Below are 13,975 nucleotides of genomic sequence, written 5' to 3' on the forward strand. Positions count from 1 at the left end.
CTAAAACAATATTAAAAATTTAAATTAAGATGCAGTATTGAGTGCTTTATGGCGCAATAGCGACCAGTAAGCGGTTGCAAAATAAATAATGGTGCAAATAAAACATGCAATTTCAAACTGAGATTTATTTCCTGCGTAAATGCTCATGCTGTCACTAAAAAACATTACTTGGCTGGCAAAGCCAAAAATAATAAGTAACGAAACAGTCGACACGCCATTTAACACTTTGGTTAGCATTGAGTTATCAACAACCGGAGCTTGAACGTTTTCTGCAAGCCCTGCTTGGTACTCTTTAATGTCTTGCTGCTCTTGCTCTTCTGCTGCAATTTCTTTGCTGTAGTCTTCACCTGCGCCGTACTTTTTAGCCAGTAGCGTGTAAATAACAATGGTGAAAATCCAAGTAGGAATAAATAAGTAGTAAAACGACATTACATCAATCGCATTTAAACCAAAGCCAAACACAAGTGCTAATGCCCAAGAGGCAATGGCCGGTACGCTACGTGTAATGTTTTTGTATTTAGCCCAGTAGCGGGTTAAACCAATTTTAGGAAATAAAACATGCTCGGCAAATACAATGCCGCCTACAGGTACTACTAATAAGCCTGCGTAAGTTAAAAGCGGTAACATTTGCGAAAATACAAACGGGAAACACGCAATTATAACGGTTACAACACCGACAATTGCGGTAGTGCGCTCGCGCGATTGGTCAACAAAAATAGATTGTGCTGCAAGGCCTGCGCGGTAAAGGTTGGCGTTAGCTGTAGTCCAGCCCGCAATAATTACAATAACAAAGCCTGTCCAGCCTAATGCGTGGTAAGCAACGTCACCTGGGTCAAGTGATGAAATAGTTGTTTTAAGTAATACCGCAACACCTGCGCCCATAATACCGGCCGAGATCCATGCTAAGTAATGGCCAAAAAACATACCTACGCCTGAAAACAAACCGTAGCTTTTGCGTTTAGCAAATCTAAAAATTGCCATATCAATTAAGCCAAAGTGGGTAATAGAGTTTGCAGCCCATGCAAAACCAATAACCTCTAATAAGCCAATACCTTTTTCGCCATCAGCGGTGGTACCGGTCCAAATAGAAGAATCCCCTATCGCCATAAAGTCATCAAACCCTGTTAGCGTAGTTACTCCTAATACATGATTAGAAAGCTCAGGGAACAAGGCAAACGAGCCCGCTATAAAAATAACAAATAACCATGGCGCACAAATTTTAGAAAAATCAGCAACGGTTGAAAAACCATACATAGCCACAAATACAACAATAGAGCCAACCGATAAAACAATGGCCACAAATGCTAAGCTGTTAGGGTACCAATCGAGTTGCGCGGGTATATCAAACAAAAACCGCACTGCGGTTGCCGATACCGTGATCATGGCGGCGGATATCACACTAAATATGACCACGTTTGCCCAGTTATAGAGCTTGGTCATTGAGTTACCCGCAATTTTATTTAGGTAGTTGTATAAACTTAAGCGTGTTTCTACCGCAATTGGAGAGGTAATTAACCACCACGAACACATAGCTAATAGGTTACCAATTAATAAACCTAATAAAATGTCGATGGTCGATGCGCCTAATGCAACAAAGGTTGCACCAATAACAAACTCGGTTGCAGCAACGTGTTCACCAGCGTATAAACCGGCAAAGTGCTTCCAACCATGAAGCTTATGATTAGCAACGGGCAATTGCTCTTCGTTAACATCGTTAAATGTTTGTGTGTGTGGACTTGATGCCATGGTATTTTCCTATTGTTTTAAGCACAGCCCTAACTAACCTGAACTCTGGATAATAAATCTATCTCAAGCAGCTATTTCCAGCGCTAACTACGTAAATTTACTTGCAATAGGCTAGCTATTGACGCGTAATTTCGCCTTGTTTTCACTGTAAATCTCTGGCTAGAGAAAATAAACATAGATATCACTTTTGATTTAATATGTTAGTAAATCTCTTAACCAAAGTTCAGGTTAACTATTAATTTAAATAAGTGTTATTTATTTAAATTAATAGTGAGTAAATCACCGTGCCTTTTTATAATGCTACTACTATAACTATTTAATAATTAATGCATTTTTACGTTAAGCTTTGTCAGTGTCATAAAGCTCAACGTTGATATTCTATTACTGTGTTTGTAATGTTGGGTACTGCTTATAAAAGTCATCCCAATGCGTTAAATGCGCTACCTCTGGGTAAGCTTGGTGAACAAAGTTCACTGCATCTTGCATATGCCCACCCCCGCTGTAATGCAAAACCTGCATATTGGCGGCAAGTGCGGCGCACACGCCGGCTTTTGAATCTTCAATCACTAAACAATTTTGTGGCTTTACGCCCATTTGCTCAGCGGCATGTAAAAATAAATCGGGCGCTGGTTTACCATTTTTTACCTCACTTGAGGTAAATACCTTATTAAAGTGCTGCGATAAATTAACCACATTAAGCGCTTTAGCGGTGCGTTTAGGGCTACTGCTTGTTGCAATGCAACAAGGTACAGATAATTGCTCTAGCACGTGTTTAATGCCGTTAGTTGGCATTAATGCAGTTTCGAACTCGTTTAATAGTGCTTCTCGGTAATCGGCTTCAAAGCTCTCAGCTAAGGTCACGTTAAAGGTATCGAATAAGTTTTGGGTGACTGTTTTAAAATTACAGCCCAAAAAATATTGCTGTACATAGGCTCGGTCAATATTAACGCCAATCTCTGCAAGCATGTTTATTAACACTTGCGCGCTTAATATTTCGCTATCTATAACAACGCCATCACAATCAAAAATAACTAATTCTATTTTAGTATTCATATTGCCCCTTTTTATGCACCTAGTTTGGTGCAACCTTAACTTGAGCATAAGCCCAGCAAGTGAGCATATTCTCTTTATTGTTATAATAAGTCAACATCTTGTTAGTGAAAAACGCACCATAGTGGTGAATATTTATTCATTAAATATGAAATTGTCTGTATTTTCATTGATTTCAAAATTGCAATTACGACTAAGGTCGAACATTGCAAAACCGCTATTTAGAAAATAGAAGGCAGCACGCAAACAACAATCTAAATTTGTGATTACTCCAATCTAAACAATCAATTTTACCGAATTCACTTTTGTTAATACACTCGTTAACAGTTAAACAGCCAGCAACACTGCCGGCACTTTTATACAGATGAGGTCGACAATGAATACTCAAAAAAACACGATTAATAATAAATCTACGTTAACGCTAAGCGCATTAGCTTTAGCAATGGCATTACCTGCAAGTGCCGCAACTACCCTTACTAAAGACAACGGCGCAGCTGTTGGCGACAACCAAAACTCTATTACCGCAGGTGAGCGCGGAAGTGTATTACTTGAAGACGTACACCTAATTCAAAAGCTACAACGTTTTGCTCGTGAGCGCATTCCTGAGCGTGTAGTGCATGCGCGTGGTACAGGTGCACACGGTGTGTTTGTAGCGTCTAAAGAATTAGATGACTTAACAATTGCTGCACCGTTTGCAGAAGCGGGCAAAGAAACTGATGTATTTGTACGTTTTTCATCAGTAATTCACTCAAAAGGTAGCCCAGAAACACTGCGTGACCCACGTGGTTTTGCTACTAAGTTTTACACCGACCAAGGTAACTGGGATTTAGTAGGTAACAACTTACCGGTATTCTTTATTCGCGATGCGATTAAATTTCCAGACATGGTTCACTCGTTAAAGCCATCACCGGTAGATAACATTCAAGATCCTAACCGCTTTTTTGACTTTTTCTCATACGAGCCAGGTTCTACTCACATGTTAACGTGGGTATACAGCGACTACGGTACACCAGCAAGCCTACGTAAAATGGACGGTTGGGGCGTACATGCTTACAAAATGATTAATAAGTCTGGCGATGTTAAATACGTTAAGTTTCACTGGGTAAGCCAACAAGGTATAGACAACCTTGATGCTAAAGAAGTAAACGAAGTGCAAGGTAAAGACTTCCAACACTTAACACGCGACCTATACAGCGAGATTGGTAAAGGCAACTTCCCTAAGTGGGATCTTTACATTAAAACCCTTGATCCGTCGCAGTTAGATGACTTTGACTACAACCCATTAGATGCAACAAAAATGTGGTTAGACGTTAAAGAAACTAAAGTAGGCACCATGACCCTAAACCGTATGCCAACTAACTTCTTCCAATCTACAGAACAAGTTGCAATGGCACCGGCAAATGTAATTCCGGGTATTGAGCCATCTGAAGACAGACTTTTACAAGGGCGTGTTTTCTCTTACGCCGATACGCAAATGTACCGCTTAGGTGCTAACCACCAACAATTGCCAATTAACCGTGCAAAAGTTGAAGTGGTTAACTACAACCAAGACGGCGCAATGAACTACGGTAATACCACAAGTAACGTGAACTACCAACCAAGTCACGAAAACGTTGCAGAAAACCCAATTGCACGCAGAAGTAACACAGAGCTTAAAGGCTACGTACAACAAGCAGCAATTAAAAAGCAGCAAAACTTTGCTCAAGCGGGTGTACTTTACCGCAGCTTTAGCAAGCAAGAGCGCACTAACTTAGTTAACAACTTAGCCGGCGATTTAGGCAAAGTGAAAGACAGCAAAGTTATGCACAAAATGCTTAGCCACTTCTACAAAGCAGATAGCGAATACGGTACACGCTTAACTAACGCTGTAAACGGCGACATGAAACAAGTTAAGCAACTAGCCGCTAAGCTTTAATATTTTACCCAACCTGTAAGTTATTGAGGAAAGCCTAGCTTTCCTCTTTTTTAAAAAGGTAAACAGTATGCGTAAATTACTTATTATATTTACTTTAGTGATGAGCTTTTCAAGCTTTGCCAATGAGCCACAAAGCCCTGTAACGGAACAAAGCACCGCCCAGTCGCAATACGACAGCTTACTTGCTTATTACTTTGCAGCCGCACGCACCGACGACACCGCCGTAATAACGCAATTTGTTGATGCTGGCATTCCTATTAATAGTTACAACAACAAAGGTTACACCGCGCTAATGATTGCCACCTACCACGGCAATAAAAATACGGTAAACACCTTATTGCAATTAGGCGCTAATGCCTGCCTTGAAGACAACCGCGGTAACACAGCCCTAATGGCCGCCATATTTAGAGGTGAATTTAGTATAGCTAAAACACTTGTTAGCCTTGATTGCGATAACGCACATCAAAACAAAGCCGGTCAAACAGCCGAGCAATTTGCCCAAAAATTTGGCCAACAAAAAGTGCTCGACTTATTAGCACAGGTAAACAGTAAATCTAATTAACCAACTTTTAATATACCCATTAGCCCGTTATTGTTAGTGACAATAAGGCTAAATTAGCAGCCAATAACACGGCTTTAGCAAAATAAGTAGTACCCTTGAGTTATTTAAACCTTCCTCTCGCCCCATTTCATCTGGGGCGTGGTTTAATACCAACGCCAATAAATAGCTGATCTATTTTACTTGCTAAAACAACGCATTTCTTTGTTGTAATTTTCGTCGAGGGAACAACCATTTACATCAATTTACGCCTAAACTGAATTGTTTTTTCTGGGTAAAATTTAGAACACATACTTAATGGGGTTGGTATAAACAACGCACGCCCCTCTTGCCGAGACTGGTCTAACCAGCTATTATTTTTACCTGTGTACTTTATATGGGAAATAATAATTCTAATGACCGCACCACACTTTGAGCACACCACTATTACCTGCAATAACAGGCAAACCCTAAGCGCCCGTGTATTTACACCCACCAGCCCTATTAAAGGCGTGGTGATGATTGCCCCTGCAACCGGTATAAAGCAGCAGTTTTATGCAAACTTTGCTACTTACTTACAGCAAAATGGCTTTGGCGTTATTACGTTTGATAACAGTGGCATTGGCCAATCGCTTAACCGCAGCATTAAAAAAAGCAAAGCCAGTTTACAAAGTTGGGGTGAGCAAGACATGCCTGCGGTGCTTGAGCATTTGCAAAGGGTATTTCCTAATACGCAGTATCATTTAGTGGGTCATAGCGCCGGTGGGCAATTAGTGGGGCTAATGCATAACGCCAACGAGCTAAGCTCCGCGTTTAATTTTGCTTGCTCGTCGGGTAAATTAACTAATATGAGCTTAGCGTATCAGGTTAAAGCGCACTTTTTTATGAATGGGGTTATTCCTCTTAGTAATGCCTTGTTTGGTCATACTAAATCGCAGTGGTTTGGCATGGGCGAGCCACTACCTAAGGGCGTAGCTAAACAATGGCGCAAATGGTGTAACGCCCAAGGGTATGTGCAATCAGCATTTGGTGATACCGTATTTCAACACTGTTACAACACACTTTCTATGCCCTCAATATGGGTTAATGCTACCGATGACGATATTGCTAACAATGCAAATGTTGCCGATATGCTCTCGGTTTTTCCTAAATTAAAAGCACAAACCCTAACCTTAAACCCACACGACTATGGTTTGAAGGAAATTGGCCATATGAAATTTTTTAGCAAAAAATCTGACGGATTATGGCCACTTGCGCTTAACTGGCTAAACAAACATAGTTAAAAAGGATGCGTTTACACCGTTAATTTACGGCGTTAATTTGCTTTTTAACTGGTTTTTCACGCGTCACGAAATAGCATACGAGTGAGCCGCCAGTTACCATTATTACTCCTTGCCAAAACGAGGCACTAAGCGTAATAGACAAATAAAGCGCCGAAATAATCGCCGAAAAAACCGGCGTAAAATACGAAAGCGTACCAAGCAACATTAAGTTACCGCCAATAATAGCTTGGTTCCAAAGAGCATACCCGCTGCCAACAACCACACCAGCTAGCACAAGCGTTACGGTCGCGTGCAGTGTAAAGGTCATTTTTGGCTCGTCACTTAATCCATACAACACCCATAAGCTTAGTGCCGTGGCGATAAAAAACAGCACAATGGCATTTTGCCCATTGCTATTTTTTTGAGTAATTACACAGTAAACAGACCAAATAAAAGGCGCTACAAACGCCAACAAGTAGGCCGTTGGGTTACTGGCAAAATTGCCCATAATACTATTAAGAGATAACCCACTATCGCCACCAACGCACCAAGCCACACCAAAAAAAGCAAGCAGCATACCGGGGTAAATCCAAACACTTACTTTACTACGGTTAACTATAATACTGAGCAAAATGGTAAGTGTGGGCCATAAATAATTTATAACCGCCATTTCTACCGCTTGGTGGCGATTATTAGCAAGCCCTACAAACAGCGCTAAACACACCTCGTAAAGTGCAAATAAAGCAGTACCCCAAATAATATAGCGCTTATTAAACCCAGCAAACTTAGGCCGCCCCATTACCAAAATTAAAAACAGCGCGCTTACACTGTACATGAGTGCCGCCCCTCCTATGGGGCCAAATAACTCCGAAACATCCCTGAGCAGAGCCACTAAACAACTCCATAATAAAATAGCGGCAATGCCATAAAGCGTGTATTTATGATTAGAAAAAAAGTCCATTAACTACCTAAAAGTACTACTTACGTTTGACGTTACGCTAACAGTAATTATTGGGTTAAACAATTGTTGCTCATCATTTATTGTTATAAAGATGTTTTTGGCCTGCACTTAAGTGTTTGACCTTTTGGTCAGTAAAGTTACAATCATTCAACACGTTAAAAACAGCATGGCCATAATGAGCACACAAACAAAGCCAAATAAAAAAGAACTCACCCGAGTAAAAAACCAAACATTAATACTCGATGCCGCCGAGCAATTGTTTTCTCAGCTTGGTTACGATGGCACCAGTATGAGTATGGTTGCCAAAGAAGCAGGCGTTCCTAAGGCCAATATTTTATATTATTTTAAAAGCAAAGACGGCCTATACGAAAACGTAATAGACCGCATTATCGCACACTGGAACTTAGGCTTAGATAACGTAACCCCTGAGGACGACCCTGCGCATGTGTTGTATCACTATATTAAAAGCAAAGTCATACTTGCCGTAAACCAGCCGCTGCAATCACGTTTATTTGCCAGTGAAATACTGCGCGGCGCTCCTTATTTGCAAAACTACTTTAGAACCAACACACGCCCGTGGGTAAAACAAAAGGTAGACGTGTTTCAGGCCTGGATAGATGCAAACAAAATGGATAATGTTGACCCTTACCATTTATTATTTACCATTTGGTCAACTACGCAGTACTACGCCGACTTTCAGGCCGAAGTGCTACTGGTAATGAACAAATTAGAATACGACGAAACCGATGTGGCACAAATAACGCAATCAACTGCCCACATAATTTTAAAAGGTATTGGTTTAAAAATACCTGAGCACAGTGAGGCTTAACCCATGGATAACTTTACCACCCCAGACTTATTTGACGATCACCGCAATAGCGTACAAGTCGCCGACAGCGGCCTGCGCCACTTTGGTAAAAAAACCACGTTTAGTGGCCAAGCAGTTACCGTTACCTGCCCAGACGATAACTCGTTTGCCGCCGATATACTGCATGAAAACGGTAAAGGTAAAGTACTGGTTATTGATGGCTTTGCTAGCAAACGTTTTGCTTTTATAGGCGATATTATGGCGGAGCGCGCGTTAAAAAATGGCTGGGAAGGCGTGATTATTAACGGCTGTTGTCGCGACATTGAAATACTTGCCACAATGGATTTGCCGGTTATGGCACTGGGCTCAACCCCGCGCAGTACATTAAAGCGTGGCTTTGGAGATAAAAATCAAACAGTGACCATGCTTAGTACCACAATTAACCCTAACGATTGGCTATACGCCGATATAAATGGCTTAATTATTAGCCCTAACGCATTACTATAAACGCCACACTTGCAACCAAGTTGGTGCAATCACGCACCAACTTGGTGTGTTTTCACCTCTAAATTACGCCTTCTTTAATACTTATATTTTTATAAATATCTGCTAAACCCCATACAAACCAAATAAAACCTGACCGAACGGACAGCTTTATTGCATTTGGCATTGCTTTTGCTTAGCTTTTAGGCAATATAATAGCTAACCGATTAAAAAGCGGATCAGGCTCTGTAAAATAGAAATAAGATGTTACGCAGTGGGCTGAAAAATAATAATAACTAATTCGTCTTTTTAATCATCCTAAATCTGATTATAACCAGTTGGTCAGATTTACTTTATAACGAGTGGTGATATGAGTACCAAAACACATAATAATTTTACCGGTATTTTTTGTGGCCATGGCCCTAACGCATGGCAAACACAAACCCACGGCAAACTTGTAAATAAGCGCCTTGCGGTAAAAGATGTATTTGCTGTTAAAGGCGAGCGCAACAGCGCAGGTAACCCAAGCTGGTTTAAAGCAGCAAAACCTGCACAGCAAACAGCAAGTGCCGTAAACAAACTAATGAATGAAGGTTGTAGCTTTACAGGCTTTACCCATACCGATGAGCTGGCCTACAGCTTAGAGGGCAATAACATTCACTATGGTGCAGCACAAAACCCAAAACTTAAAGGCCATGCAAGTGGCGGCTCAAGTATGGGCTCGGCAGCAGCTGTGGCGGCTAACCTAGCCGATATTGGCTTAGGCACTGATACTGGTGGCTCTATAAGGATACCGGCAAGTTATTGTGGCTTATTTGGTATAAGGCCAAGCCATAACGTAATTGAAAAAGATGGCCTAATACCGCTAGCGCCCCCATTTGATACCATTGGCTGGCTTACGCAAAATGCAGAGCTGCTAAGCGATGTAGGCAATGTACTGTTACCAAATCAAGCTATTAATAACGTTGATACTTTAGTTATTTGCGAGCCATTATTTGAGCTGGTTGACCCTGTTTTACAAGCCCCACTTAAACAGTTGCTTGAAAAAACCAAACCTTGTTTTAAACACCATAAAGAATTTGAACTGCCTAACAGCAGCTTATTAAGCGAACTGGCTGACAGCTTTAGAATACTGCAAGGGCGCGCAATCGCAAAAACGCATAAAGATTGGCTTCAATTGCCTGGGCAACTTCCCCAGTTTGCTCCGGCAATTGCGGCACGTTTTAACATGGCGCTTGCTCTAACCGCCCAAGAAGAACAAGAAGCACTAAATGTACAAACCCAATGGCAAACACTAATCGCTAAAAACCTAAACACAAACAGCTGTTTATTTTTGCCAACCACACCCACAACTGCACCTAAATTGGGCGCCGACACAAGCGCCTTACGCATGCAAATAATTACCTTATCGGCCATTGCGGGCTTGAGCCGCTCGGCGCAAGTACACTTACCATTGGCTAATTTAGAAAATGGCCACCCGTATGGGTTTTCATTAATGATGAGCCACGGCAACGATAAAAGCCTACTTGCCTGCGTACAACAATTAGCTGCCCACTCTAAACAGGACACACTTGCATGAGCACACACAACATTGCCTTTACTGCCCCGCATTTTGCAGCAACCGAGGCAGGCACCTTAATACTAAAACAAGGCGGTACAGCCACCGAAGCCATGGTAGCGGCAGCGGCTGCGATTAGCGTGGTATATCCGCATATGAACTCAATTGGCGGCGACAGTTTTTGGCTTATTGATAACCCAAACCAAAGTATACCCACTGCCATTGATGCCTGCGGGCGCGCACCAAACGATATAAGCGCCTATAGCAATGAGCCACACATACCAGAGCGCGGCGGTTTAAGCGCGCTTACTCAGGCTGCAACACTTCGCGGCTGGCAAAAAGCCCTTGCGGTAGATGAGCACGCTGCTCTTTCGCTAAGTACTATTTTAGCCCCAGCCATAAAGCTCGCGCGCGATGGCTTTACAGTATCTAAAAGCTTGCAAGCAGGCTGCGAAAAGCTTGCTACCGCTTCAAACACTAACGCTGCCTTTAAAGAACTTTACATACCTAATGGTAAACCGTTGCAAGCGGGCCAACATTTTAAAAACCCAAAACTTGCCAATACCTTTGAGCACTTAGCCGAGCATGGCTTAAACGCCTTTTACCAAGGCCCTTTAGCAGAGTCGTTTGCAAACGATTTAGCTGCCGCAGGCAGTGCAATTACACGCGCTGACATTGCTAATACGCAGGCCGATTTAGTAATGCCGCTCAGTGCTAATTTATCGGGCATACAGTGTTATAACTTACCCGCCCCCACGCAAGGCGTGCATTCTCTGCAAATAATTGGCGCTGTTAATAAACTAAAACATTTAGCCAAAACAGAGGCCGATTGGATGCACTTAATTGTTGAGGCAACCAAACAAAGCTTTACTCACCGCCCTACACTTTGGGCTGACCCAGACGCGCTAGGCGATGATTATAAAAACGCATTAACTGATGAGCGCTTAAATGCGCTTGCCAGCAATATAGATATGAGCCAAGCCAAGCAATGGCCATTTAATGCAGAGCCAGGCGATACCGTTTGGATGGCAGCACGTGATAAAAACGGCCAACTAGTGAGCTTTATTCAAAGTGTTTACTGGGAATTTGGTAGCGGCATTTTAATGAGCGAAGGCGGCTTTGTATGGAATAACCGCGGTTTAAGTTTTAGTTTAAATAGCAACGATGCCAATGCCTTAAAAGCGCATAAAAAACCGGCTCATACACTCAACCCTGCTTTAGCAAAATTTGACGATGGTAGGCGCCTTGCCTACGGCACCATGGGCGGCGAAGGCCAGCCACAAACACAAGCTGCAGTATTTAGTGGTTACGCATGGCGTAATAAATCAATTACCCAAGCAGTAAGCGATCCGCGTTGGTTATTAGGGCGCACCTGGGGCGATACAAGCACAAATTTAAAGGTAGAGCAAAGCTTAGTAATTCAAGTTAAACATGAATTAAATCAACGTGACCACGACTGGGTAAGCGTTGATAATAACAATGAAATGATGGGTCATGCAGGTGCAATTTTAGATACGCCTACCAGCCTTGAAGCAGCCACCGATCCTCGTTCAGATGGTCGCGCAACAGTAACTACAGCAGGAACACAATGACAGAAATAATAAATCAATGGCCGATTATAGCGGCCTTAATAGCAACCGGTATTTTTGCAGGTATTTTAGCAGGCCTATTTGGTGTAGGCGGCGGCATAGTAATTGTGCCTGTGCTGTACTTTTTACTGCAAGGCTTTGGCGTAAGCCCTGAGTCGGCCATGATGATAGCAACAGCGACATCGCTTGCCACCATAGTGCCTACTTCTATTTCGTCGATTCGCTCGCACCATGCAAAAGGCAATATTGACCTTGCTTTAATTAAATACTGGGCCCCGTTTATTTTGGTAATGGCCGTGATATGTAGCTACTTAGCTCATTCTATACGCGGTAATGCGTTGGTATTTATGTTTGCCTGTATTGCCATTTTAGTAAGTTTAAACATGTTATTTAGAGCCGGCGCGCCTGCCCTAGTTAGTAAATTACCTGGTAAATTTGGCCAAGGCATTATGGCCAGTATTGTCGGTGGTTTATCGGTAATGATTGGCATAGGTGGCGGCACTATTGGCGTACCCATGCTAAACGCGTTTAACGTACGTGCTCATGTTGCCGTTGGCACCGCTGCTGTATTTGGCTTATTAATTGCGCTACCGGGCGTTATTACTTTATTAAGTATTGGTACTACACCCACCGATGCGCCGCTTGGCACGTGGGGCCTTGTAAACCTACCTGCTTTTATACTTATTATTCCGCTTACTATTTTGTTTGCTCCTATTGGCGTAAAAATTGGTAGCAAGCTAGATCAAAAACAATTAAAACGCGCCTTTGCCGTTGTATTAATGATAACGGGCATTCGTATGCTTATTCAGACTCTGGGAGCCTAAAACATGTTTAGCGACACGCAAATTCAAACTTTAAATCCGCCACAGCGATTACTCATGGGCCCAGGTCCAATAAATGCAGATCCACGCGTGCTACGTGCTATGTCGGCGCAGCTAATTGGCCAATACGACCCAGTAATGACCGGTTTTATGAACGAAACCATGGCCCGCTATCGCGAAATTTTTAAAACCAAAAACGAATGGACCATGTTAGTTGATGGTACATCGCGCGCAGGCATAGAAGCCGTTTTATGCTCTATTTTACGCCCAGGCGATAAAGTACTGGTGCCCATTATGGGCCGCTTTGGCCACTTGCTTGCTGAAATAGCCGAGCGCGTAGGCGCAAAAGTACACACCATAGAAGTCCCGTGGGGCGAGGTATTTACCCCCGAACAAATAGAAAAAGCCATTGTTGATGTAAAACCCCATTTACTTGCTATGGTACAGGGCGATACCTCTACAACCATGAACCAACCACTTGAACACATTGGCGATATTTGCCAAAAGCACGACGTATTATTTTACTGCGATGCCACCGCATCAATTGTAGGTAACGATTTACCCGCCGATGAGTGGAAACTCGACGCGCTTTCGGTTGGTTTGCAAAAATGTTTAGGTGGCCCGTCTGGCTCTGCCCCTTTAACACTGAGCGATAAATGCGCCGATTGGATCCAAAAACGCAAAAAAGTAGAAGCGGGTATTCGTACCGCGCAGCATACCGACGGCACCGAGCCATTTGTACGCTCAAACTACTTTGATTTAGGCATGATCATGAATTACTGGGGCGAAGAGCGCCTTAACCACCACACCGAAGCCACCAGCATGCTGTATTGCGCATCAGAATGTGCTCGCATTGTTATTGAGGAAGGCGTAGATAACTGCGTTGCCCGCCACAAGTTACACGGCGATGCCATGCTAACGGGTATTCAAGCGCTGGGCTTAAACGTATTTGGCGACTTAAACCATAAAATGAACAACGTAGTGGGTGTATATATACCCGAGGGCATTAATGCTGACCACGTACGCGGACAAATGCTAACCGACTTTGGTATTGAAATTGGCACCTCGTTTGGGCCGCTGCATGGCAAAATTTGGCGTATTGGCACCATGGGTTACAACGCCCGTAAAGATGCCGTATTACAAACATTGGCAAGCCTAGATGCCTGCTTACACGCCAATGGTTACAAAGGCCCTAAAGGCGAAGCCGCTATTGCCGCCCTTGCCCATTATAAATAAAAAAGGAT

At 42.8% G+C, this 13,975-nt stretch carries 12 protein-coding genes; 9 read left to right on the forward strand and 3 right to left on the reverse strand.

Features of this window, described 5'->3' with window-relative positions:
- Positions 1–24 precede the first annotated feature (24 nt).
- Both SJY38_RS17635 and SJY38_RS17640 read right to left on the reverse strand, forming a co-directional pair.
- Complete coding sequence (locus tag SJY38_RS17635; protein ID WP_029772305.1) at positions 25–1,746, reverse strand: cytosine permease; 1,722 nt, start codon at positions 1,744–1,746, stop codon at positions 25–27.
- A 381-nt stretch (positions 1,747–2,127) separates the two neighbouring features.
- Complete coding sequence (locus tag SJY38_RS17640; RefSeq protein WP_029772306.1) at positions 2,128–2,799, reverse strand: HAD family phosphatase; 672 nt, start codon at positions 2,797–2,799, stop codon at positions 2,128–2,130.
- 373 nt (positions 2,800–3,172) lie between these two features.
- On the opposite strand from SJY38_RS17640, the gene SJY38_RS17645 reads away from it, so the two are divergent.
- The 3 genes from SJY38_RS17645 to SJY38_RS17655 all read left to right on the forward strand — a co-directional run bounded on the left by SJY38_RS17645 (position 3,173) and on the right by SJY38_RS17655 (position 6,532).
- A complete protein-coding gene (locus SJY38_RS17645) occupies positions 3,173–4,711 on the forward strand; it encodes a catalase (protein ID WP_004587093.1) in 1,539 nt (512 codons plus the stop codon).
- 67 nt (positions 4,712–4,778) lie between these two features.
- The gene (locus SJY38_RS17650) at positions 4,779–5,273 is read left to right on the forward strand and encodes an ankyrin repeat domain-containing protein (protein ID WP_289106660.1); all 495 of its coding nucleotides are present in this window, start codon (positions 4,779–4,781) and stop codon (positions 5,271–5,273) included.
- Between the two features lie 392 nt (positions 5,274–5,665).
- Positions 5,666–6,532: an alpha/beta fold hydrolase gene (locus tag SJY38_RS17655; protein WP_377110434.1), complete on the forward strand. Its 867-nt coding sequence runs from the start codon at positions 5,666–5,668 to the stop codon at positions 6,530–6,532.
- Between the two features lie 19 nt (positions 6,533–6,551).
- Here the strand turns inward: SJY38_RS17655 and yddG are convergent, their stop codons facing one another.
- On the reverse strand, positions 6,552–7,472 hold the full coding sequence (yddG, locus tag SJY38_RS17660) for an aromatic amino acid DMT transporter YddG (protein ID WP_024032801.1): 921 nt from the start codon (positions 7,470–7,472) through the stop codon (positions 6,552–6,554).
- Between the two features lie 175 nt (positions 7,473–7,647).
- Between yddG and SJY38_RS17665 the strand changes: the two genes are divergently transcribed.
- The 6 genes from SJY38_RS17665 to SJY38_RS17690 all read left to right on the forward strand — a co-directional run bounded on the left by SJY38_RS17665 (position 7,648) and on the right by SJY38_RS17690 (position 13,967).
- Entirely contained in the window at positions 7,648–8,301 is a 654-nt protein-coding gene (locus SJY38_RS17665; RefSeq protein ID WP_024032802.1) for a TetR/AcrR family transcriptional regulator, read from the forward strand.
- Between the two features lie 3 nt (positions 8,302–8,304).
- Positions 8,305–8,787 carry a putative 4-hydroxy-4-methyl-2-oxoglutarate aldolase gene (locus SJY38_RS17670; protein WP_377110435.1) on the forward strand — a complete coding sequence of 161 codons (483 nt, stop codon included), beginning with the start codon at positions 8,305–8,307 and terminating at the stop codon, positions 8,785–8,787.
- Between the two features lie 346 nt (positions 8,788–9,133).
- Entirely contained in the window at positions 9,134–10,342 is a 1,209-nt protein-coding gene (locus SJY38_RS17675) for an amidase family protein (RefSeq protein ID WP_377110436.1), read from the forward strand.
- A complete protein-coding gene (locus tag SJY38_RS17680) occupies positions 10,339–11,913 on the forward strand; it encodes a gamma-glutamyltransferase family protein (protein WP_377110438.1) in 1,575 nt (524 codons plus the stop codon). The genes SJY38_RS17675 and SJY38_RS17680 overlap by 4 nt, the downstream gene beginning before the upstream one ends.
- A complete protein-coding gene (locus SJY38_RS17685) occupies positions 11,910–12,734 on the forward strand; it encodes a sulfite exporter TauE/SafE family protein (RefSeq protein ID WP_054981715.1) in 825 nt (274 codons plus the stop codon). Before SJY38_RS17680 ends, SJY38_RS17685 begins: the two co-directional genes overlap by 4 nt.
- Positions 12,735–12,737: 3 nt before the next feature.
- On the forward strand, positions 12,738–13,967 hold the full coding sequence (locus tag SJY38_RS17690; protein WP_377110439.1) for a pyridoxal-phosphate-dependent aminotransferase family protein: 1,230 nt from the start codon (positions 12,738–12,740) through the stop codon (positions 13,965–13,967).
- Positions 13,968–13,975: the final 8 nt, after the last annotated feature.

Source organism: Pseudoalteromonas sp. R86517, assembly GCF_042466295.1.
In the GTDB taxonomy this organism is placed as follows: Bacteria; Pseudomonadota; Gammaproteobacteria; order Enterobacterales; family Alteromonadaceae; genus Pseudoalteromonas; species Pseudoalteromonas atlantica.

Excerpts from the sequence above, each read along its gene's own strand:
- SJY38_RS17650 (WP_289106660.1), top strand. The coding sequence starts at position 4,779 with ATGCGTAAATTACTTATTATATTTACTTTAGTGATGAGCTTTTCAAGC.
- SJY38_RS17685 (WP_054981715.1), top strand. The coding sequence starts at position 11,910 with ATGACAGAAATAATAAATCAATGGCCGATTATAGCGGCCTTAATAGCA.
- yddG (WP_024032801.1), bottom strand. The coding sequence starts at position 7,472 with ATGGACTTTTTTTCTAATCATAAATACACGCTTTATGGCATTGCCGCT.
- SJY38_RS17690 (WP_377110439.1), top strand. The coding sequence starts at position 12,738 with ATGTTTAGCGACACGCAAATTCAAACTTTAAATCCGCCACAGCGATTA.
- SJY38_RS17675 (WP_377110436.1), top strand. The coding sequence starts at position 9,134 with ATGAGTACCAAAACACATAATAATTTTACCGGTATTTTTTGTGGCCAT.
- SJY38_RS17680 (WP_377110438.1), top strand. The coding sequence starts at position 10,339 with ATGAGCACACACAACATTGCCTTTACTGCCCCGCATTTTGCAGCAACC.
- SJY38_RS17645 (WP_004587093.1), top strand. The coding sequence starts at position 3,173 with ATGAATACTCAAAAAAACACGATTAATAATAAATCTACGTTAACGCTA.
- SJY38_RS17665 (WP_024032802.1), top strand. The coding sequence starts at position 7,648 with ATGAGCACACAAACAAAGCCAAATAAAAAAGAACTCACCCGAGTAAAA.
- SJY38_RS17640 (WP_029772306.1), bottom strand. The coding sequence starts at position 2,799 with ATGAATACTAAAATAGAATTAGTTATTTTTGATTGTGATGGCGTTGTT.
- SJY38_RS17670 (WP_377110435.1), top strand. The coding sequence starts at position 8,305 with ATGGATAACTTTACCACCCCAGACTTATTTGACGATCACCGCAATAGC.
- SJY38_RS17635 (WP_029772305.1), bottom strand. The coding sequence starts at position 1,746 with ATGGCATCAAGTCCACACACACAAACATTTAACGATGTTAACGAAGAG.
- SJY38_RS17655 (WP_377110434.1), top strand. The coding sequence starts at position 5,666 with ATGACCGCACCACACTTTGAGCACACCACTATTACCTGCAATAACAGG.